This window comes from Luteibacter sp. (assembly GCF_036500425.1).
GTDB lineage: Bacteria > Pseudomonadota > Gammaproteobacteria > Xanthomonadales > Rhodanobacteraceae > Luteibacter.
The window spans coordinates 48559-67516 of the sequence record NZ_DASYCB010000043.1 but is presented as its reverse complement, the minus strand read 5'-3'; the positions used below and the strand labels follow the sequence as shown (position 1 = coordinate 67516).

Annotated in this window: 25 protein-coding genes; 17 read left to right on the top strand and 8 right to left on the bottom strand. The window is 64.8% G+C overall.

The genetic code is table 11. From position 1 onward, the window contains the following. Window positions 1–72 precede the first annotated feature (72 nt). The 5 genes from VGN46_RS10490 (at window position 73) to VGN46_RS10470 (ending at window position 3657) form a co-directional block, all read left to right on the top strand. Window positions 73–489, top strand: coding sequence for an acyl-CoA thioesterase (locus VGN46_RS10490; protein ID WP_331643459.1), 417 nt, complete (start codon window positions 73–75; stop codon window positions 487–489). A 140-nt stretch (window positions 490–629) separates the two neighbouring features. Beyond that, complete coding sequence (locus tag VGN46_RS10485; protein WP_331643457.1) at window positions 630–1082, top strand: MerR family transcriptional regulator; 453 nt, start codon at window positions 630–632, stop codon at window positions 1080–1082. Further along, window positions 1079–2071 carry an aldo/keto reductase gene (locus VGN46_RS10480; protein WP_331643455.1) on the top strand — a complete coding sequence of 331 codons (993 nt, stop codon included), beginning with the start codon at window positions 1079–1081 and terminating at the stop codon, window positions 2069–2071. The genes VGN46_RS10485 and VGN46_RS10480 overlap by 4 nt, the downstream gene beginning before the upstream one ends. 44 nt (window positions 2072–2115) lie before the next feature. Then, complete coding sequence (queF, locus tag VGN46_RS10475; protein WP_331643452.1) at window positions 2116–2943, top strand: NADPH-dependent 7-cyano-7-deazaguanine reductase QueF; 828 nt, start codon at window positions 2116–2118, stop codon at window positions 2941–2943. Between the two features lie 126 nt (window positions 2944–3069). Then, window positions 3070–3657: a hypothetical protein gene (locus tag VGN46_RS10470; RefSeq protein WP_331643449.1), complete on the top strand. Its 588-nt coding sequence runs from the start codon at window positions 3070–3072 to the stop codon at window positions 3655–3657. Window positions 3658–3816: 159 nt separating this feature from the next. Here VGN46_RS10470 and VGN46_RS10465 read toward each other — a convergent pair whose 3' ends face one another. After that, window positions 3817–4605 (bottom strand): isocitrate lyase/phosphoenolpyruvate mutase family protein, encoded by a 789-nt coding sequence (locus VGN46_RS10465; RefSeq protein ID WP_331643447.1) that lies wholly within the window; start codon window positions 4603–4605, stop codon window positions 3817–3819. Window positions 4606–4686: 81 nt separating this feature from the next. Between VGN46_RS10465 and VGN46_RS10460 the strand changes: the two genes are divergently transcribed. The 3 genes from VGN46_RS10460 (at window position 4687) to VGN46_RS10450 (ending at window position 7076) form a co-directional block, all read left to right on the top strand. After that, entirely contained in the window at window positions 4687–5532 is an 846-nt protein-coding gene (locus VGN46_RS10460; protein ID WP_331643445.1) for a helix-turn-helix transcriptional regulator, read from the top strand. Window positions 5533–5774: 242 nt separating this feature from the next. Further along, the gene (locus VGN46_RS10455; protein WP_045831119.1) at window positions 5775–5948 is read left to right on the top strand and encodes a DUF1328 family protein; all 174 of its coding nucleotides are present in this window, start codon (window positions 5775–5777) and stop codon (window positions 5946–5948) included. A 99-nt stretch (window positions 5949–6047) separates the two neighbouring features. Then, window positions 6048–7076, top strand: a complete 1029-nt coding sequence (locus tag VGN46_RS10450; RefSeq protein WP_331643441.1) for a D-cysteine desulfhydrase family protein — start codon at window positions 6048–6050, stop codon at window positions 7074–7076. 78 nt (window positions 7077–7154) lie between these two features. On the opposite strand, the gene VGN46_RS10445 is transcribed toward VGN46_RS10450, so the two are convergent. From VGN46_RS10445 to VGN46_RS10435, 3 genes are read right to left on the bottom strand one after another with little or no spacing between them, the layout of a single operon-like run. Continuing rightward, window positions 7155–8462 (bottom strand): ATP-binding protein, encoded by a 1308-nt coding sequence (locus tag VGN46_RS10445; protein WP_331643439.1) that lies wholly within the window; start codon window positions 8460–8462, stop codon window positions 7155–7157. Continuing rightward, entirely contained in the window at window positions 8459–9199 is a 741-nt protein-coding gene (locus VGN46_RS10440; RefSeq protein WP_331643437.1) for a response regulator, read from the bottom strand. Before VGN46_RS10440 ends, VGN46_RS10445 begins: the two co-directional genes overlap by 4 nt. 41 nt (window positions 9200–9240) lie before the next feature. Next, on the bottom strand, window positions 9241–9789 hold the full coding sequence (locus VGN46_RS10435; RefSeq protein WP_331643435.1) for a redoxin domain-containing protein: 549 nt from the start codon (window positions 9787–9789) through the stop codon (window positions 9241–9243). A gap of 248 nt (window positions 9790–10037) precedes the next feature. Between VGN46_RS10435 and VGN46_RS10430 the strand changes: the two genes are divergently transcribed. From VGN46_RS10430 to VGN46_RS10400, 7 genes are all read left to right on the top strand, one after another. Further along, window positions 10038–10454: an organic hydroperoxide resistance protein gene (locus VGN46_RS10430; protein ID WP_331643433.1), complete on the top strand. Its 417-nt coding sequence runs from the start codon at window positions 10038–10040 to the stop codon at window positions 10452–10454. 37 nt (window positions 10455–10491) lie between these two features. Continuing rightward, entirely contained in the window at window positions 10492–10767 is a 276-nt protein-coding gene (locus VGN46_RS10425) for a DUF2282 domain-containing protein (protein WP_331643431.1), read from the top strand. Next, entirely contained in the window at window positions 10764–11219 is a 456-nt protein-coding gene (locus VGN46_RS10420) for a DoxX family protein (RefSeq protein WP_331643429.1), read from the top strand. The genes VGN46_RS10425 and VGN46_RS10420 overlap by 4 nt, the downstream gene beginning before the upstream one ends. 33 nt (window positions 11220–11252) lie before the next feature. After that, on the top strand, window positions 11253–12023 hold the full coding sequence (locus VGN46_RS10415; protein ID WP_331643427.1) for an alpha/beta hydrolase: 771 nt from the start codon (window positions 11253–11255) through the stop codon (window positions 12021–12023). Window positions 12024–12053: 30 nt separating this feature from the next. Further along, complete coding sequence (locus VGN46_RS10410; RefSeq protein ID WP_331643425.1) at window positions 12054–12347, top strand: hypothetical protein; 294 nt, start codon at window positions 12054–12056, stop codon at window positions 12345–12347. Between the two features lie 87 nt (window positions 12348–12434). After that, the gene (locus VGN46_RS10405) at window positions 12435–13280 is read left to right on the top strand and encodes a DUF692 domain-containing protein (RefSeq protein ID WP_331643423.1); all 846 of its coding nucleotides are present in this window, start codon (window positions 12435–12437) and stop codon (window positions 13278–13280) included. Beyond that, entirely contained in the window at window positions 13277–14026 is a 750-nt protein-coding gene (locus VGN46_RS10400) for a DNA-binding domain-containing protein (RefSeq protein WP_331643421.1), read from the top strand. Before VGN46_RS10405 ends, VGN46_RS10400 begins: the two co-directional genes overlap by 4 nt. Before the next feature lie 17 nt (window positions 14027–14043). On the opposite strand, the gene VGN46_RS10395 is transcribed toward VGN46_RS10400, so the two are convergent. The 3 genes from VGN46_RS10395 to VGN46_RS10385 form a co-directional block, all read right to left on the bottom strand. Beyond that, window positions 14044–15369: a type II toxin-antitoxin system HipA family toxin gene (locus VGN46_RS10395; protein WP_331643419.1), complete on the bottom strand. Its 1326-nt coding sequence runs from the start codon at window positions 15367–15369 to the stop codon at window positions 14044–14046. Window positions 15370–15372: 3 nt separating this feature from the next. Further along, a complete protein-coding gene (locus VGN46_RS10390) occupies window positions 15373–15618 on the bottom strand; it encodes a helix-turn-helix domain-containing protein (RefSeq protein WP_331643417.1) in 246 nt (81 codons plus the stop codon). A gap of 98 nt (window positions 15619–15716) precedes the next feature. Continuing rightward, complete coding sequence (locus tag VGN46_RS10385) at window positions 15717–16022, bottom strand: hypothetical protein (RefSeq protein ID WP_331643415.1); 306 nt, start codon at window positions 16020–16022, stop codon at window positions 15717–15719. Window positions 16023–16142: 120 nt separating this feature from the next. Here VGN46_RS10385 and VGN46_RS10380 point away from each other — a divergent pair, with 120 nt between their 5' ends. Then, window positions 16143–16832 (top strand): response regulator transcription factor, encoded by a 690-nt coding sequence (locus VGN46_RS10380; protein WP_331643413.1) that lies wholly within the window; start codon window positions 16143–16145, stop codon window positions 16830–16832. After that, the gene (locus tag VGN46_RS10375) at window positions 16816–18156 is read left to right on the top strand and encodes a HAMP domain-containing sensor histidine kinase (protein ID WP_331643411.1); all 1341 of its coding nucleotides are present in this window, start codon (window positions 16816–16818) and stop codon (window positions 18154–18156) included. The genes VGN46_RS10380 and VGN46_RS10375 overlap by 17 nt, the downstream gene beginning before the upstream one ends. 5 nt (window positions 18157–18161) lie before the next feature. Here the strand turns inward: VGN46_RS10375 and VGN46_RS10370 are convergent, their stop codons facing one another. Next, entirely contained in the window at window positions 18162–18947 is a 786-nt protein-coding gene (locus VGN46_RS10370; protein WP_331643408.1) for a hypothetical protein, read from the bottom strand. Between the last annotated feature and the right edge of the window lie 11 nt (window positions 18948–18958).

Here is an 18958-nt window from a genome sequence, read left to right as displayed (position 1 = left end):
CCCCATCGCGCGCAAGCGCGCTCCTACAGGTCTGAGGCAGGAAATGTTGCAGTGCAGTAAAATGGGTGGATCATGACCAAGTCCAACACCACCATGCTCCCCATCGCCCGCCCGACCGAGGCCCGTGTCCTCGAGATCGTCTTCCCCGACCACACCAACCACCTCGGTACGCTGTTCGGCGGCCAGGCGCTGGCCTGGATGGATAAGGCCGCCTTCCTGGCCGCCTCGCGTTACTCCCGCAAGATCGTCGTCACCGCCCGCTCGGAGCAGGTCGATTTCCACGTGCCGGTACGCAAGGGCCAGATGGTCGAGCTGATCGCTATCGTCATGTCGGTCGGCCGCACCTCCATGAACGTGGACGTGGCCATGTACACCGAAGACCTGATCACCGGTGAGCGCGAACTCTGCACCCGCGGCACCTTCGTGATGATCGCGCTGGACGAAAATCACAAACCCACGCTGGTGGAATCGCTGCCCGCCCAGGGCTGACTTGTAGGAGCGCGCTTGCGCGCGATGGGAGGTTGCGGCTGGAGCCATCGCGCGCAAGCGCTCGATGGCTTGCGGTGTCATTTCGTCGTAACGCAAAGAAGTGTTGACTTAGAGCGCACTCTAAGACGTACGCTCTCCTTATGCCCACATCCCTGACGATTGCCGAGGCGGCCCTCGCCACCGGCCTCACCACCTATACCCTGCGTTATTACGAGCAGATCGGCTTGATCGATCCGGTGCCCCGCCGCAGCGGCCAGCGCATCTACGGCGATCCCGAAATGCGCCTGATCCAGTTCGTACTGCGCCTGCGCGGCACGGGCATGCCCATGCGCGATATCCAGGAATACGTCCGCCTGCGCCGCCTCGGGGAAACGCCCGAGAGCATCATCGGGCGCGGCGACCTGCTGGAGCGCCATGCCATGCACCTGCGCGGCGAACTCGTGACGCTCACCGAAACTATCACGCGACTCGACGAGAAGATCGCGTTGTACCGCTCGATTTATGGTGCCGATGGCACGCCCGCTCCGGTCGCAGGCAACGCGGCGGAGAGCAACGTCGACGCCACCCCCACTCCCCGGAGGAAACACGCATGATCACCCGCAAACTCGGTGCACACGGTCCCGACGTATCCGCCCAAGGGCTCGGCTGCATGGGCATGAGCGAGTTTTACGGCCCCGGCGATGAGCAGCAGAACGTCGCCACGCTGGAACGCGCGCTGGAGCTCGGCATCACCTTTTGGGACACCTCCGATGCGTACGGCCCGCACACGAATGAAGAGCTGATCGGCCGCGTGCTAGAGGGACGCCGCGACAAGGTCTTCCTCGCGACCAAGTTCGGCATCGTGCGCGACCCCAACGATCCGGCGAAGCGTGGCGTCAGTGGCCGCCCTGACTACGTGCGCCAGTCCGTCGAAGGCAGCTTGCGCCGCCTGAAGACCGACTACATCGACCTGTATTACCAGCATCGTGTCGACCGCACGGTGCCGATCGAAGAAACGGTAGGTGCCATGGCCGAACTGGTGAAAGAAGGCAAGGTGCGTCATCTCGGCCTCTCCGAAGCCTCGGCGGAAAGCATCGGCCGGGCCGCGAAGGTCCACCCGATCGCCGCGCTGCAGAGCGAGTACTCGCTGTGGACGCGCGACCCGGAAACCACCGGCACGCTCGCCGCCTGCCGCGAGCACGGCATCGCCTTCGTTGCCTATAGCCCACTGGGCCGCGGCTTCCTCACGGGCGCGATCACGACGCCGGCGGATTTCGCCGAGGACGACTACCGCCGCTTCAACCCGCGCTTCGCCGGCGAGAACTTCACGAAGAACCTGACGCTCGTCGAGCAGGTGAAAAAGTTCGCGGCCGACAAGGGCTGCACGCCCGGCCAGCTCGCCCTGGCCTGGGTACTGGCCCGTGGCGAGGACATCCTGCCCATTCCCGGCACCAAGCGGGTGAAGTACCTCGAGGAGAACGCCGGCGCCATGGCGGTGAGCCTCAGCGCCAGCGAGCTGGCCGAGATCGACGCGGTGTTCCCCCCGGATTCAGCGGTGGGAGACCGGTATGCGACGAACATGATGGGCTCCGTCAACGCCTGAGCCGCGGCCGTATAATGGCGGTTTGTCCTACCCGGCAAACCGCCATGTCATCCCCCGACCACTCGCCGCTGGGCAAGGCCACGCCGTACGCCGACCGCTACGACGTGAGCCTGCTCTTCCCCATTCCCCGCCAGGCCAAGCGCGACGAGATCGGCGTGGCTGGCGATGCGCTGCCTTTCCACGGCGTGGATATCTGGAACGGCTATGAGCTGAGCTGGCTGGATTCGCGCGGCAAGCCCATGGTCGCGGTGGCGGAGTTCCGCTTCCCGGCGACCACCCCCAACATCATCGAATCCAAGTCGTTCAAGCTATACCTGAACGGGTTTGCCCAAGAGACCATCGCCCGTCGCGACGCCCTGCGCGACACCCTGGTACGCGACCTTTCCGCCGCTTCCGGCGGCCCGGTGGGCGTGCTGCTGCATGCCCCCGAGGAGCTCAATGGCGTGCCGCTGCACGAGCCGGAGGGTGTGCTGCTGGACGACCAGGAGCTGGCCTTCGACAGCTACGGCCCGCCGCAACCCGATTTCCTCGGCACCCACGCGGGCGAGGCGCGCGAAGTGCTGGTCTCGCACCTGCTGCGTTCGAATTGCCCGGTGACCGGGCAGCCGGACTGGGGCAGCGTGCAGATCAGCTACACGGGCGCCCCCATCGACCGTGCCGGGCTGCTCCGCTACCTCGTCTCGTTCCGCCGCCACACGGAATTCCACGAGCAGTGCGTCGAGCGGATTTTCATGGACCTGCGCGAGCGCTGCGCGCCGCGCGAGCTGGCCGTGTATGCCCGCTATACCCGCCGTGGTGGGCTGGACATCAACCCGTTCCGCAGCACGGATGCGGCCGCCGAGCCGGCGAATCCGCGCGGCGCGCGCCAATGATGAACCGTGCATTCATGCACTCTTCATTGGTCTTGCCTTTAGTTGTATAGCCTGTAACCTGCCGCGGCCGAGGGATTTCCTTCGACCCGACCATGCATTGACCTGTTCTATTTCCGGAATCCAGACATGAAGCTTTCCTTCCGCACGCCTGTCCTCGCCACGGCCACCCTCGCCGGCCTCCTGGTCCTCACCGCTTGCGGCAAGAAGGAAGAGCAGACCAACGCCCCCGCCGCTGCCTCGACGGCTGCCACCCCGGCTGCGGCGAGCACCGCGCCGGTCGCCGCGCCGGCCCCGGCCACCACCACGGCAGCCGCTGCTGCCGCCCCGGCTGCTCCGGCCGCTGCCCCGGCCCCGGTCGCCGCCAGCGAGACGCTGACGGTCGGCACGGTCACCCTCGGCAGCGCCGTTGGCGCCGACAAGAAGGTGGCGAAGGCCAAGACCACGTTCGCACCGAACGAAAAGACCATCTACGCCTCGGTCGCGACCGACGGGACCACCGCCGGCGCCACGCTGAACGCGAAGTGGACCTACCAGGATGGCGACGCCACCACCACCGTGAGCGACCTCAGCCAGTCGATCAGCACCGATGGCCCGGCCGTCACGACGTTCAAGATCCAGAATCCGAACGAGTGGCCGGAAGGCAAGTACAAGCTCGCGGTCTCGCTGAACGGCAAGCCGGCCGGCGACACCGCGTTCGACATCAAGAAGAAGTAAGCCAGCGCCTCGCGGCGATGCAAAGGGCGCGGCGTTTGCCGCGCCTTTTTTTGTGTGGGCTCGGGGACTTCCTTTGCGATACAGCACCCTCCATCGCGTGCAAGCACGCTCCTACACAGGACCTGCGCAGGTCTTGTGTAGGAGCGTGCTTGCGCGCGATCAGGCGTCAGTGCGCGCCAGCAACCGGTTCAGAAGCGGATAGCTCAACCCTTCGGGCTCTGCCTTCCCCATGAACCCCGCCGCGCCCTTCGCCGTGGCAGCGTACGCATCCAACGCCAACGCGATGCCTGCGCTCAACCGCCGCGCCCCGGCCTCGTACAGCGCCTCATGCGAAGGCAGCCCCGGCACCAGCATCACGTTCAACGGCATATCGCCCAGCGCTTTCGCTACACGGCGGACCTCGTCGATGTTCGCGATGCCCGGCGCAAACAACCCATCCGCGCCCGCTTCACGGAACAAGCCGGCACGGCGCACCACCTCACCCACCGCCTCATCACCCGTGGCGATCCCGCGCAGGTAAATGTCGGTGCGCGCGTTGATGTAGAGGTCACGGTCACCAAGCGCGGCGCGAATCGCACGGATCTTCGCCGTGAGCTCGGCAGGATCGCGACCTGCGTCTTCGATGTTGATCCCGGATACGCCAGCCTTGACCAGGGATGCCACGAAACGGCCGACCTCGTCCGGGTCGTTCGAGCAGCCTTCTTCGATATCTGCGCTGAGCGGCACGGACAGCACCGAGATCATGCGTGTGACGGACGCGAGCAGCTCGCTGGCAGGCAGCTTGTCACCATCGGGCCAGCCGCAGGCCCAGGCGACACCGGCACTGGTCGTCGCCACCGCCGGTGCGCCTGCGTGCTGGATGGCCGCGGCGCTGCCGGCGTCCCATGCATTGGGAAGGACCAGTAGCGTGCCAGCGCGGTGCAGATCTCGGAATCGGGAAGCGGTCATGGCCAGGGTTCCAGCGGGGAAGGTGGGGCAACGATCCTCTCCTGGCCCATTCCCCGCAACGCCGGCTGAGGTCATGCCGCCATGACCTGGCAGGTTATGGCCGCCGGCACCGGGACACGCTACCGTCGGCGCATGCAGACACCCGCGTTCGGTCCCCTGTTGAAGTCCTGGCGCACGACCCGTCGCGTGAGCCAGCTCGGTCTTGCCCTGGATGCCGGCGTTTCCGCGCGTCACCTGAGCTACGTCGAGACAGGGAAGGCACGGCCCAGCCGTGACATGGTCGCCCGCCTCGCCGACACCCTTGAGCTCCCCCTGCGCGAACGGAACTCCTTGCTCGTGGCTGCGGGTTTTGCGCCCCGTTACAGCGAGACAGCGCTGGTCATGCCGGCATTGTCCTCGGTGAACCGGGCCATCGATCTCATGCTCCGCCAGCAGGAGCCCTACCCCGCGTTCGTGCTCAATCGCCATTGGGACATCCTCCACGCCAACGAGGCGGCGCGCCGGGTCACCGGGGTGGTCATGGGTGGCAAGGGCGTGAAGCACCGGAACATGCTTCGGCAGATCTTCGATCCGGACGACCTGCGGCCTGCCGTGGCGAACTGGGAGGAGGTCGCGGGTGACCTTATCCGCCACCTGCACGAAGCGGTCGCTGCAAACCCTTCCGACGATACCCTGGCCGCGTTGCTCGACGAGGCGCTAGCCTACCCCGGCGTGCCGGCCCGCTGGCGCCATCGCGATCTCGATGATGCGCCCGCGCCGCTGCTCACCACCGTACTACGCCGGGGTCCCGACGAATTCCGCTTCTTCTCCACGATCACCAGCTTCGCCACCCCGCGCGACGTGACGCTGGAAGAGATACGCATCGAGTGCTGCTTCCCCGACAACGATGCCACCATTAAGGCCTGCGCAAGGTTAAACACCCTGTAGGAGCGCGCATGCGCGCGACCGGGGCGCCGCACCCAGCTCCTACGTAAACCTACGGCCCCATTCAGCCACCGCACGGCTACGTGAGCACCTTGCCAAAATGCGGTGAGTCCATACCTCACCGCGTGAAGACGACTCCTTGAGGACCACGATGCTCGAATGGCATCCGACCTGACGCGGCGGATGCCGTTCGGGCTTGGCAGCGATCCGTTTCCCGCATCCACCGTTACCCTAGGAGAACCCACATGCTTTATTGGGCCGTCGTCTTTTTCATCGTCGCGATCGTGGCCGCGATCTTCGGCTTCGGCGGCATCGCTGCCGGCGCCGCCAGCATCGCCAAGATCCTGTTCGTCGTCTTCCTGATCCTCTTTATCCTGTCGCTTCTGTTTGGCGGGCTGCGCCGCGGGCCGAGGTTGTAACCGGCTTGCACGCGTAGCACCCCGACGACGCCCCGGCCTACGCCGGGGCGTTTCCTTTTACGGGCGTACAATCGGGGTTTTGATGATGGCCGCCCTCCCATGACGATCGAAGCACTTTCGGGGCTCGATGCGCTGCCGCGCGTAGAGCTATTGGATGGACCGACGCCGATCCATCGGCTGGCCCGAATCGAGCAGGCGTTCGGTCTGGCGACTCGGAACATACGCCTGCATGCGAAGCGCGATGACCTTATGTCACTGGGCGGGGGTGGCAATAAGCTGCGCAAGCTCGAGTTCCACCTCGGTGCGGCGCTTGCGGAGGGTATCGATACGGTCATCAGTGTCGGTGGCGTGCAATCGAACCATGCCCGGTTAACGGCCGCGGCCTGCGCACACCTCGGCATCCCCTGCGAGCTGATCCTCGGTCGCATGGTCCCGCGCGATGGCGCCGACTATGAAAAGAACGGCAACGTGCTGCTGGATGATCTTTTTGGTGTGCGGCCGATCCTGCTGCCCAGGGGCGAGAATTCACTGGAGCATGCGAATGCTCGCGCCGAGGTACTGCGTGCCCAGGGACGCAAGGTACGGGTCATCCCTGTGGGCGGCTCGACGCCGGTTGGCGTGCTGGGCTATGCCCACTGTGCGCGCGAAATAGCCGTGCAGGAGGACGCGCGCGGTGCACGATTCGATCGGGTCATCGTGCCGAATGGCAGCTCCGGCACGCATGCCGGGCTGGTCGCCGGGTTTGCGGGCATGGGGCGTGACCCCCGGACCGTCCGGGGCTACGCCGTGCTGGCGCCTGCCGGCAAAGCGCGCGAGACCACGCGTGATCTCGCGAACGCGGCGCTCGGGTTGCTAGGCATCGAAACGGCACTCACGATCGAGGACATCGAGGTGGATGGTACGCAACTGGGCGAAGGCTACGGCGTGACGACCGAAGCGATGGTCGATGCAGTGCGGATGATGGCATCGCAGGAGGGCGTGTTGCTCGATCCTGTTTATACGGGCAAGGCGTTTGCTGGCCTGTTGCAGGATCTGCGCAGTGGGGCGGTGAAGGATGGTGAGGATGTGTTGTTTGTGCTGACGGGAGGTACGCCGGGGTTGTACGCATACCGTGAGGCGTTTGGGTAACCGGGGATCGCGCGCGCGCGCTCCTACAGCAGCGCCGCACACCCCTGTAGGAGCGCGCTTGCGCGCGATGGACGTGCCTCAGGGCAACGTAACTCGCGCGATCAACCCACCGCCCTCGCGATTAGCCAGGCGGAGGTCGCCGCCGATCGAGCGTATCAACTGCACCGCGATCGCCAGGCCGAGACCGGCGCCGCCGGTATCCCGGCTGCGTGAACCTTCCAGGCGGTGGAAGGGCTGCATCACGTTGTCCAGCTCGGACTCTGGGATACCCGGGCCACGATCCGCGACCGTGATCGACAGGACGCCCTCGGTCGAACGACAGCTCGCCACCTCGGCGCCGCCACCGTACTTGATGGCGTTATCGATCAGGTTGGTCAGCACGCGGCGTAACGCACGCGGCCGCACCATCGCCACGCCCTTCGTCATCTCGCTGAGTGAAACCGGCCGCCCGACGTCCTGGTAATCGAACACGAGGCTTTCGATGAACGCCGCCGGGTCCATCTTCACCGGGGCTTCGTCGCCTCCGTGCGCGCTGCGCGCATACGCCACGCCTTCACGTACCAGATGCTCCATCTCTGCAAGATCACCCAACAAGCGCTCGTGCTCCGGCGCCTCGTCGAGGGATTCGACACGCAGCCGCATGCGCGTGATCGGCGTCTGCAAATCGTGCGAGATGGAAGCCAGGATGTGCAGCCGCTCCTTCAGGTAAAGGCCGATGCGATCCTGCATTGCGTTGAATGCCACGGCGGCCTGCGCCACTTCCGTCGGACCGTCGTCAGGCAGATGGCGCGGATCTGCTGTAGGCGACATGGCCTCTGCCGCCCGCGCGAGCTGCGCCAGCGGGCGCGTCGCAAAGCGCACGGCCAGCCAGGTGCAGGCGAGCAGGACGATCATCTGCAGGATGAAAACGAACGGCAGCCAGTCCGCCATAGCCGGCGGGTGCGGGTTCACTTCGAGCGTAAGCGGCGAGCCATCGCCCAGGGTCAGGTGCACCTGGTAGCGTTCTGGCTTCATGGACACCGTCTGCGCGCGTACCGCATAACCGGTGCCGACCTCGCGGGTGATCCGCTCGGTGACATCCCGCGAGCGCTCGGTGGCTAGCGGCTTACCCGTTTCACCGGGGCCCAGGATGAAATGGTAATTGTCGCGTGCCAGGCGCGGCAGCCAGCGCGCGCGCTCGGCGGCCGGCAGGCGATCAAGGATCGCCACCGAGGTGCCCACCTCGTGCTCGAGCGTGTTGAGCATCACGGTCGTGGCACTCTGGTAGCGCTCGTAAGCCAACAGGCCGAACGAAAGCCCGTGCGCCAGCAACAGGCCGGAAAACAGGATCAGCGAAAGCCGCGAAGCCATGCTCCGCGGCAACCACGCAACGGTACCGCGTGTCATGCGCCACCCTCGCCGACCGTTACCGGCATGCTGAACACATAACCTTCGCTGCGCACGGTCTTGATGTACGCCTGCTCCTTCGCATCATCCTGCAGGCGTTGCCGAAGGCGACTCACCTGGAGGTCGATGCTTCGATCGAACAGTTCCGCGTCGCGGCCCTGGGTCAGGTTGAGCAGCTGGTCGCGGGTGAGCACGCGCTGCGGATGGTCAAGGAAGACGCGAAGCAAGCGGTATTCAGCGCCGCTCAATGAGATCACCGTACCCTCTTCATCGAGAAGATGGCGTGCCGTGGTATCGAGGCGCCACTGGCCAAACGCAAGTATCTCGGTGGCTTCGGTGATGCGCAGGTTCGGCGGCAGCATGCGAGTACGCCGGATGACCGCCTTGATCCGCGCCAACAGCTCGCGCGGCGAGAACGGCTTGGTGAGGTAATCGTCCGCGCCCATTTCGAGGCCGACGATGCGGTCGGTTTCGTCATCGCGTGCGGTAAGCAGCAACACGGGAATGGCCTTGTGCTTGCCCGCACGCAGCGTGCGGCACAAGGCCAGCCCGTCCTCGCCCGGCATCATGATGTCGAGCACCACCAGGTCGAACGCGGAGGCATCCAGCTGGGCGAACATCTCGCGACCTTCCGCGGCCGACGTGGCGCGCAAGCCGTTCTTGCGGAGGTAATCGACGACGCCCGTGCGGATGCCGTGGTCGTCGTCGACGACGAGGATGTGATCGATGTGTTCCATGCCGTTGCCGTTATCGTTCAGAACTGGGTTTTCGCCTTACCTCAGCCCTTGCCAAGCAGCTGACGCACCTTCGCTTCCGTCGTGTCGTAGTTTCCCTCGCCAAAGTGCTGGTACACAACGTGGCCCTGCGGGTCGACCAGATAGAGCGCCGGCCAGAACTGGTTGTTCCATGCGTTCCAGGTGGCGTTCTGGTTGTCGATGGCCACGGGCCAGTCGATACCGAAGCGGTTGATCGCCGCCTTGACCGTCGCCGGGTCGCGCTCTTCGTCGTACTCCGGCGTATGGACGCCGACGACGACAAGCCCATCCTTTGCGTACTTGTCATACAGCTCCTTGGTGTGCGGCAGCACGTGTACGCAGTTGATGCATTCGTTCGTCCAGAACTCCACCAATACCACCTTGCCGCGCAGATCCTGCATATGCAGCGGTGGCGAGTTGAACCAGTGATCGATGCCAGTGAAGTCCGGCGCGGTGGCCGTGGCCGCCGGCGATGCGCCGCCATCGCGAGCAAGCGCGGAAAGTCCCGGCCAGGCGGTGGCCAGGCCGACGCCTAGCGCGAACACGGTAAGGACTCGGAAAAAGGCGTTCATGGTGACCTCGGTGCGGGTGGGTATGGCTTGCATTAAAGGCCCGCCGTTTGTCCCGGGGATGTCCCCCAAGGCCGGCTTTTGTATCGAAACGTACAAACCGCCCCGCTTTGTATCGAAACGTATCCAGGCCGTCGCAGGACACATTGCGATGCGTTTTGACCCGGATCGCGACACAAGCCGGATACGCCCGGACGTTTTCATGTGCATCACCGGCTGAGACCAGCCACCCACTGCACAAGGACACGACCATGAGCCAGATCGATACCGTTCTGTACACCGGCAAGACCCGCACCACCGGCGGCCGCGAAGGCCACGCCAGCAGCGCCGATGGCGCCCTGGACATCAAGCTCACCCCGCCAGGCGACCATGGTGGCGGCACGAACCCCGAGCAGCTGTTCGCTGCCGGCTGGTCGGCCTGCTTCATCGGCGCCATGGGCAAAGCTGCCGCTGAAAGCAAGATCCGGCTGCCTCAGGACACTGCCGTGAATGCGGAAGTCGATCTTGGTACCGGCGAGGGCGGCTACTTCCTGCAGGCCCGCCTCAACGTGAGCCTGCCGGGTATCGACGCCGACACCGCCCAGGCCCTCGTCGAGGCCGCGCACCGCACCTGCCCTTACTCAAAGGCGACCCGCGGAAACATCGACGTCGAAATCAACCTCGTCTGATCCCTCTACCGATCCCAAAACCGTAAGGAAGCCCACCATGAACCGCAAGTACAGCACCCTCGCCGCCACCCTCGCCCTCGGTCTCGCCGCGATCGCTGGCGCCGCACACGCCGATGAAGCCAAGAAGCCGATGGAAAAATGCTACGGCGTGGCGAAGGCCGGCCAGAACGATTGCGCCGCCGGCGCTGGCACGAGTTGCGCCGGTACCTCGAAGACCGACTACCAGGGCAATGCCTGGAAGCTCGTCGACAAGGGCACCTGCGTCACGATCAAGACCCCGAAGGGCGCCGGCACCCTTGAGGCGAAGGCGTGAGTGCCTTCGTCCCCGCTGTCCGCAAGGCACCCGCGGCGACAGGCTTGCTGTCGCGGGTGATCCCGGAACGTGCGCTGCTCCTCGTAGCGCGCCTTGGGATCGCAGCGGTGTTCTTCCAGTCTGGACGCACCAAGGTCGAAGGGTTTCTCACCCTCAAGGACTCCACCTACGACCTGTTCGCTTCGGAGTACGCCCTTCCGCTGATCCCCTCGAACGCTGCCGCGCATCTCGCTACCTACGCGGAACACCTGTTTCCCGTGCTGCTGGTGCTCGGTCTGTTCACCCGCTTCTCCGCTCTTTCGCTCCTCGCGATGACCACGGTGATCGAGGTATTCGTCTACCCCGATGCGTGGCCCACGCACCTTTCCTGGGCGGGGCTGTTGCTCCCCCTCGTCGCCCGCGGCGGTGGCAGCTGGTCGCTCGACCACTTCCTCTTTCCACCGCGCCGCTGATCCACCCCAACCCACCACCGCAGGCTTACCCACATGCGTAAGAGCATTCTTTTCGCGCTGACCGCGCTCGCCCTCGGCACCGGTTCAACCGCCTTCGCCGCCGATGCCGCGACTCCCACGCCGACCGGCATCAAGAACATCGTGATCGTGCCAGGCGCCTTCGTCGATGGCTCCGGCTGGCGTGTCGTCCACGACATCCTGATCCACAAGGGCTACCACGTGAGCGTGGTCCAGCCACGCATCGAAACGCTGGCCGATGATGTCGACCAGACCCGCGAGCAGATCCGTAAGCAGGATGGCCCCGTCGTACTCGTCGGCCACAGCTATGGCGGCGCCGTGATCACCCAGGCCGGTGCCCGCGACAAGGTCGCCGCGCTGGTCTACGTCTCGGCACTCGTGCCGGAGGTCGGTGAAAGCGTCTCGCAGCTGGTTGGCTCAATGCCTGCACCGAGCAACGACATCGAAGCCACCCGCGATGACCACCTGTTCTTCAGCGAGGCGAAGTTCGGCACGGATTTCGCCGGCGACCTGACCAAGAACCGCACCGACTTCATGGCGGCCTCGCAGGTACCTGCCGCCAAGGCGGCGTTCAACGCGACCCTGCCGAACGCGGCATGGCACACCAAGCCGGTCTGGGCCGTCGTCAGCACCCAGGACCATGCGCTCAGCCCTGATCTCCAGCGCTGGATGTACAAGCGCGCCCATGCCCACGTGACCGAAATCGAGGGCAGCCACGTCACCTATATCTCGCAGCCGGAGAAGGTCGCGGCCGTCATCGAAGAAGCCGCCCGCGACGCGAAGTAAGCAACCCACCTACCCAGAAGGAAAGACCCCATGAACACCATCGCTACCGTTACCCGTTCCCGCTCGACCTTCGCCGGCGCCGCCGCCCTGGTCGCCATTGCCATCGCCCAGTTCGCCTCGCCGGTGCATGCCGCCGACAAACCCGCCGCCGCCAAGGAAGAGCTCTCACGCTGCTACGGCGTGAACACCTGCAAGGGCACCAGCCTTTGCGCTACTGCGAAGAACGACTGCAAGGGCCTGAACACCTGCAAGGGCCAGGGCGTGGTCGTGAAGCTGCCCAGCGAATGCAAGGCCGCCGGCGGCACCCTGACCGAGCCGCAGTAACGAGCCCCATGTAGGAGCGCGCTTGCGCGCGATCCCAGGTTACCGCAACCCCATCGCGCGCAAGCGCGCTCCTACAGGAGCTTTGTAGTGTCCACGTCTCTTCCCACCTTCTCTGGCTACGGCCTTGGCCTGCGCAAGGAGCACTACCGTGACTTCCTCGGGGGCAACGTTCCTGTCGATTTCGTCGAGGTAATCTCCGAAAATTTCATGGTCGATGGTGGCCAGCCGCGTGACATCCTGCGGCGCATCCGCGAGAAGCATCCCGTCGCGATGCACGGTGTGTCGATGTCGATTGGCTCGTCGGATGGACTGGATCGCGCCTACCTACGCCGCCTGCGTGCCCTTGCGGATGAGATCGAGCCCTTGTTTGTTTCGGACCACCTTAGCTGGTCGCGCGTCGCCGGCTTCTCCTCTTACGACCTCCTGCCTGTGCCGTATACGACCGAAGCGCTCGAGATGGTCTGCCGCAACATCGACATGGCCCAGGAAGCGCTAGGGCGGCCCATGCTGTTCGAGAACCCATCGAGCTACGTGGCGTTTGAAGGTGCCGAGATGGCTGAGTGGGAATTTATGGGTGGCATGGCGAAGCGTACGGGCTGCGGCCTGCTACTCGATGTGAACAACGTCTATGTCAGCGCGCATAACCACGGCTTCGATGCGCATGCGTTTCTTTGTGGTATCCCGGCCGCGCACGTCCGCCAGATTCACCTGGCGGGTCATACCGAAGGCCCGGGTCTCCTGATCGATACCCACGACCAACCTGTATGCGACGACGTATGGTCGCTGTACGCCACCGCGCGTTCCCTGCTCGGCGATGTCGCCACGATGATCGAGCGCGACGATTCGATCCCGCCCCTGCCGGAGCTTCTCGCCGAACTGGATCTGGCTCGTACGATCGGCCGGCACGAAGATTTGCGTCGGGAGGCGGCATGAACCTCGCCGCGTTGCAATCACGCTTCCGCGATTGGCTGGTGACCGGTGATGAAGCGGATGCCGCCGCGTTTGGCGCTACCGCCTCCGCCGGCTTGAACGTCTACCAGAACAACTACCGGGTGCAGCTCATGGGCTGCCTCGAAGTGAGCTACCCACTGCTGCGTCGCTTCATTGGCGAGGAAGCCTTCCGCGTGGCGGCCGTTACCCACATCGATGGGAAGCCGCCACGCGGCTGGACGCTCGACCACTACGGCGCCGACTTCGCCGACACCTTGCGCTCGCTGTATCCGCATAACCCGGATCTGGATGAACTTGCATGGATTGAATGGATGCTCAGCGAGGCGTTCGTGGCGGCAAATGCGGTAGCGATGCCGCCCGAAGCCCTTGCAGGGGTCGACTGGGATACCGCGCAGCTCGTGCTCGCGCCCAGCGTTCGCGTACGCCACGCGGTGACCAACGCGGATGACGCGTGGATGGCATTGCGAGACGAAGTCAGCGGCGTGGAAAGCGAGATGCTTCCCGCTGCCGCGGGCCTGGTCATCTGGCGCCGCGACCATGTCTCGCGGCTGCGCCGGGCCGACGCCATTGAAGTCACGGCCCTGCAGTCCCTGGCGCAAGACGGAGGTTTTGGCGCGCTATGCGACACCCTGGTCGGCCTGCTCGGTGAAGAGGCCGGGATCCAGCGCGCGGGGCAATGGCTAGCTGAGTGGCTGGATGCCGGGGTCATCGTGGGCGTAGCGCATTAAGCAAAGCACGCGCCGCATCAGATCCCAGTTCGAAGAAGCCTTGATGCAGTACGCACGCCTTCCATGATGGGCTCATGCACCTGATGGGGAAAATCCTTTGGGATGCTGTGCGATACATCGTTCAATGCGTGATCCGTCATGGCGACAAGGTCGTGGATAATGGATCGCGCGCGCTCTTCGCCAAGGCCGCACGCATGCGCGGTAGATAGCCAATGCCGGGGAAGAATGCGCTTCCACAGGTAGTGCCGGTTGGACCCTATCGCCGCCATCGCCATTTTTACTTTTTCGGGGGCCCACTTTCCCGCCCCCTTCCCCATGACAGGGTAAGCCGATAGGACATCGTAGATCGGCGTCAGGTGAAAGCGACCGGTCCGGCCAAGGGAAAGACTGAAGTTCTTTGCGTGCCCGTCGGGCGCGCAAAGCATCCAGAAGACGACCTGGGTTCGGAAAAAGGCATCCCGGTCCATCGCCGGATTCGTCGAGCCTACGAGCAAACGCATGATGTCGCGAATGCCCGGACCACCATCGGCTTCATACTTGAGTGATGGAGGTATTCCCAAGGCCTGGCACATGTCTTCCTGCGGTAGACGGAGCCAATGGGACTGGTCGCCGGCCATCTGGCGGTCGAACCGCTCAACGATCAACGCCTTCTGATGGCCGAAGAACCCCAGTTCACATGTAGCAACGTTCAGTCCTAAGGCGGCGGCGATTTGTGCGCTGAGCCACTCGTTTTCGCAGGATGTAGCGAAGTCCGCCTGAAACGGCCCGACGCGACCCATCGGCAATTTGAAAATGTGCGTCGTGGGTGTCGATCCGTGCGGAAGGTACCAGCGGTTTTCGTGGCGAAGCAGCGCCGTCTTCTCCTGAGCGCCCGCAAGCGATATGCGAAAGTCGCCCGCTTCACCTCCCTGATCGACGACAGCGACGTCGCGAAGGATGGCCTCTACACCGCCATCGGAAAGCAACTCGCCCTCTATCCGGTCAAAGCCATCGGGGGCTTCGTCATCGGGCATGAGTTGCACGGCGCCCACGCAATCCCGCCCGATTTCAGCGAGCAGATCAAAGGCGCGCCCGGAAGCGGCGCGGTATCGGGTCTGGATCCGCTGCCGGATCAACCGACTATCAGGAAGCAGGTTGTCGAAGAAGGATTCGACGACTGGCCCGCGGAGCGTGTTCTCGCGTGTAAATGGGAGCGACAACGACAGCGGGCGGGATAATTCGGATTGTCGCCAGCTGTCGCGATACCTGAGCGCCTGGGTCCCGTCGCTCTCCAGCGTCCAGTCGCCGACCGGCTGACCGTTCATCCAGATGGCGAGTTGTCGACGGGTCCGGCTACGTGCCACCGGTCACCACTCCGACCCGGAGTCGTGCGATTCACGCGGCTCAAGCACGAGCTGGAGATCTAGTGCCGCCAGGAGCTTGAGCAGCGAATCGATCGTGCTTTTTTCGGGAGCGGACTCTAGCGCCGAAATAGTCTTTGGAAGAAGACCTACATTTGCCCCCGCCTGGGCCTGGGTGAGCCCCAAGCGGGAACGGCGTTCCCGCAGGGCCGCTGCGAGCTGGCTGGCGATCGTGATGGATTGCGGGGTCATCGGCATATACCTTGAAGGGTATAAGTCGAAACTATCCCCTGTAGGGTATAAATGTCAAATATACCCTGCAGGGTAAATTTGGCTATTTACGAGGCCTCTTAGCGGCCGGGCACGGCGACTACCGCTGCGCCAGAGTCAATAAATAACTCACCATTCGGCTGCAACCCCACCTGCCGCTTAGGCCGACGGGGGAAAGGGGTTACGTTGCCAGCGCCCTTGGTCCGGGCGAGAAGCTCGTGGAGGAAATCCACCACTTCCTGGCCCCGGCCATGGAAGGCCAGTTCCACGGGGCGGCCGCCCAACGCGTGGATGTGGGTTTCGAAGAACCAGGTCCATACCTGGGCGCGGTCGGGCTCGATGAGCTCGGCCAGCGTGACGATCCGTCGAACAATTCCGTAATGCATGGCGGGAGGGAACGCCCTATGGGGGAGCCTGCATGGTCTGGGCCGCCACATTGCCAGAACATTGCCGCCACGGGGAGCCCCCCGAGGTAGGATTTACCTGCCATTGGGCGTGGGTGGGCAATGCGGATACTCCTGGTTGAAGACGAAACCGAGCTGGCGGATGCCCTGCGCACCGCGCTCGAGCGGCATGGGCTGGTGATCGATGTGGCCCCCACCCTGCTCCAGGGAAGCGAGGCCGTGCGGCAATGTGTGCACGACCTGGTCATCCTGGATCGCCAGTTACCCGACGGCGATGGGGTCTCCCTCATCCGCAGGGCTCGCGAATGCCTGCCGGGCGTCCCGGTCATCGTGTTGACCGCGCGGGGCTCGTTGGCCGATCGCGTGGCCGGGCTCGACCTCGGTGCCGACGATTACCTGGTAAAACCGTTCGCCGTGGAAGAACTGCTCGCACGGATCCGCGCGGTCTCTCGCCGGCAATCCCCGCGCGATGTCCCCCGCGCGACGGTAGCGAACCTGTCGTTCGACTTCGGCGCACACGAGGCCGCCGTCGGCTCGACACCCCTGCGCCTGCCGCGGCGGCAACTGCTCGTCCTCGAGGCGCTATGCCTGCGCCACGGCCGCACGGTGTCGCGCAACGACCTGCTCGAAGCGGTGTACGACTTCGACGACGAGATCCAGTCGAACGCACTGGACGCCCACATTTCGAAGCTGCGCCGCTCACTCGAGGATGCCGGCGCGGATGTCGATATCCACGTCATCCGCGGCGTCGGTTACCTGTTACGGAGCAAGGTGCATGGCAAGGCGCGGTAGATCACTGGCTTGGCAGCTCACGCTGCGTATCGTGCTACCGCAAGGCCTGATCATGATGGCGGGCTTCCTGGTCCTGGGCTACCAGATTCACCACGATAGCGTGTCGTACGTGGAGCCGAACCTGGTGGATGAAGTACAGGCTTCACTGGTGCCCGCGTCCGACGGCGGCATCGCGCTCGCGCCAACGGAGTACCTGCGCAAGGCCCTTAACAAGCATCCCGACCTGTGGATCGTGGCTCGTGATGAGGCGGGCCACAGCTACATGCACGGCACGCCGCCGGCCAGCCTGGCGCCCCTGATCGACCGCCTGCCGCACCTCGCCACGTCCGATATCCACGGCTCCAGCGCACCGTATACAGATACCGCCGCAACCCGCCTCGTGGAATGGAAGTTCCGCAGGGTGCATTTCATGGTCGGCGGCGCCGCGACCGCCAGCGCCGGCGGCCTCGCCACCATGGTCGCGGATTACCTTACCTGGCGCCTGCTGCTGCCAACCGTGCTGGCGACGCTGATCATCGTCCCGATCATCGTGCGCCGGTCCATGAAGAGCGTACGCGAAGTTGCCCGCCATGCCGATGCGATTGACGTGGAGAAGCGCGGCGCACGGCTCGCCGACCAGATCGTGCCGCATGAGATCCAGCCGCTGGTGCGCGGGTTCAATGCAGCGCTTAGTCGCGTCAGTGAAGGCTACGATGTGCGCGATCGATTTCTCGCCAGCGCGGCACACGAACTGCGCGCGCCGATCGCGATTCTCCGCGCACGCATTGACGCGATGGACCCCAGCCCGGAACGCACGCGCTTGCTCGGCGACACCGCGCGTCTTTGGAACATCGCTGAACAGCTGCTCGACCTGCAGCGTTTTAACGGCGATGCGGCGGCCCTGCAGCGCCTCGACCTTGTCGCGGTCACTTCATCAGCGGTCGCGGATATCGCGCCACTGACCCTGGAATCGGGTAACGACATCGAGTTCGATGCGCCGAAAAATCCGGTATGGATCCACGGCGACGCGCTCTCACTATCGCGCGTGATCATGAACCTCGTGCAGAACGCCATGGTGCACGCCGAGGGTCAAGGTACGATCAGCGTGGCGGTCAACGCCGACGGGCACCTGACGGTGAGCGACCACGGTGGTGGCGTACCGCCTGAAGAACGCGACCGGATCTTCGAACCCTTCTATCGCACCCGCCCCAGCAGCAACGGCACGGGCTTGGGCCTCCACCTGGCACGACAGGTCGTGGAGCGCCACAGCGGGAGCATCGACGTGACCGATGCCGAGCATGGCGGGGCGTGCTTTCGCGTGCGGCTGCCCCTGGCACCGGCTTGATCCCGTCAGGGCCGCCAGCGGGCGATATGGCGTAGCGCCGCTTCGCGAGCGGCATCGAGCGGCTCGGGCCGTGTCACGGCCGACAAGGCCTCGCGCGGCTTCTGCCTGAGGAAGTAAGCGACACGCTCGGCATTGGCGCCGGAAGGGTGTGGAAGCCCCGCCACGATCCGGTCAGCGTCAAGCCGGCCGCTGGCGACCATGCGATCGCAGGCGAACTGCGCCGTGGCGCCAAGTGGGATGAACAGCGCATGCGCCAGCGCGGCGCACTCCGTGGCAAAGTAGGTGTCGATCTGGTCAAGCAGCAACGCGCTTCTCGCGACGCCGCCGCCGTTGTAGTTCTTCCCACCGGCGAAAACGGGATAGCGGAGCGTCGCGGAGAACTGCACGAGATCCGTCCGCGTGGTCCACAGCTCTGCTGTTGATGCGATGCCGAGTCGTTCGGCGACGCCGAGAAAATCCAGCATGCGCACGAGGTGGCTGCGGATCGGACCGGACCAGCTGGCAGCGCTCTTGGCCGCGGCGGCCGCAGTATCCGCACCGTGGCCGGCCAATAGTTCGGCTCGCGCAGTCTCCAGCGCCACGAGTGCCTGATAGCGGCCAGGCGAGAGCCCGACCAGCACGAGCGGGGCTGCTGCGTTCAGATAGTCGAAGGGCGCGTAATACACCGCATACTTCGCGTCGGCCACCATCCGCAACACATCCGGCAAAGGCTGATGCGCAGGAAAATCCAGCGCGGCATCCCGCAGGACGCCTTCGTAACGATGGAACAACGTCAGGGAACCGCTGGTCATGTGACGTGATT

Coding starts and splice junctions, on each gene's coding strand:
- VGN46_RS10470 (WP_331643449.1), top strand. CDS start 3,070: ATGAAGCTTTCCTTCCGCACGCCTGTCCTCGCCACGGCCACCCTCGCC.
- VGN46_RS10460 (WP_331643445.1), top strand. CDS start 4,687: ATGACCTGGCAGGTTATGGCCGCCGGCACCGGGACACGCTACCGTCGG.
- VGN46_RS10450 (WP_331643441.1), top strand. CDS start 6,048: ATGACGATCGAAGCACTTTCGGGGCTCGATGCGCTGCCGCGCGTAGAG.
- VGN46_RS10485 (WP_331643457.1), top strand. CDS start 630: ATGCCCACATCCCTGACGATTGCCGAGGCGGCCCTCGCCACCGGCCTC.
- VGN46_RS10440 (WP_331643437.1), bottom strand. CDS start 9,199: ATGGAACACATCGATCACATCCTCGTCGTCGACGACGACCACGGCATC.
- VGN46_RS10380 (WP_331643413.1), top strand. CDS start 16,143: ATGCGGATACTCCTGGTTGAAGACGAAACCGAGCTGGCGGATGCCCTG.
- VGN46_RS10435 (WP_331643435.1), bottom strand. CDS start 9,789: ATGAACGCCTTTTTCCGAGTCCTTACCGTGTTCGCGCTAGGCGTCGGC.
- VGN46_RS10375 (WP_331643411.1), top strand. CDS start 16,816: ATGGCAAGGCGCGGTAGATCACTGGCTTGGCAGCTCACGCTGCGTATC.
- VGN46_RS10490 (WP_331643459.1), top strand. CDS start 73: ATGACCAAGTCCAACACCACCATGCTCCCCATCGCCCGCCCGACCGAG.
- VGN46_RS10430 (WP_331643433.1), top strand. CDS start 10,038: ATGAGCCAGATCGATACCGTTCTGTACACCGGCAAGACCCGCACCACC.
- VGN46_RS10385 (WP_331643415.1), bottom strand. CDS start 16,022: ATGCATTACGGAATTGTTCGACGGATCGTCACGCTGGCCGAGCTCATC.
- VGN46_RS10480 (WP_331643455.1), top strand. CDS start 1,079: ATGATCACCCGCAAACTCGGTGCACACGGTCCCGACGTATCCGCCCAA.
- queF (WP_331643452.1), top strand. CDS start 2,116: ATGTCATCCCCCGACCACTCGCCGCTGGGCAAGGCCACGCCGTACGCC.
- VGN46_RS10455 (WP_045831119.1), top strand. CDS start 5,775: ATGCTTTATTGGGCCGTCGTCTTTTTCATCGTCGCGATCGTGGCCGCG.
- VGN46_RS10400 (WP_331643421.1), top strand. CDS start 13,277: ATGAACCTCGCCGCGTTGCAATCACGCTTCCGCGATTGGCTGGTGACC.
- VGN46_RS10415 (WP_331643427.1), top strand. CDS start 11,253: ATGCGTAAGAGCATTCTTTTCGCGCTGACCGCGCTCGCCCTCGGCACC.
- VGN46_RS10445 (WP_331643439.1), bottom strand. CDS start 8,462: ATGACACGCGGTACCGTTGCGTGGTTGCCGCGGAGCATGGCTTCGCGG.
- VGN46_RS10410 (WP_331643425.1), top strand. CDS start 12,054: ATGAACACCATCGCTACCGTTACCCGTTCCCGCTCGACCTTCGCCGGC.
- VGN46_RS10370 (WP_331643408.1), bottom strand. CDS start 18,947: ATGACCAGCGGTTCCCTGACGTTGTTCCATCGTTACGAAGGCGTCCTG.
- VGN46_RS10425 (WP_331643431.1), top strand. CDS start 10,492: ATGAACCGCAAGTACAGCACCCTCGCCGCCACCCTCGCCCTCGGTCTC.
- VGN46_RS10465 (WP_331643447.1), bottom strand. CDS start 4,605: ATGACCGCTTCCCGATTCCGAGATCTGCACCGCGCTGGCACGCTACTG.
- VGN46_RS10390 (WP_331643417.1), bottom strand. CDS start 15,618: ATGACCCCGCAATCCATCACGATCGCCAGCCAGCTCGCAGCGGCCCTG.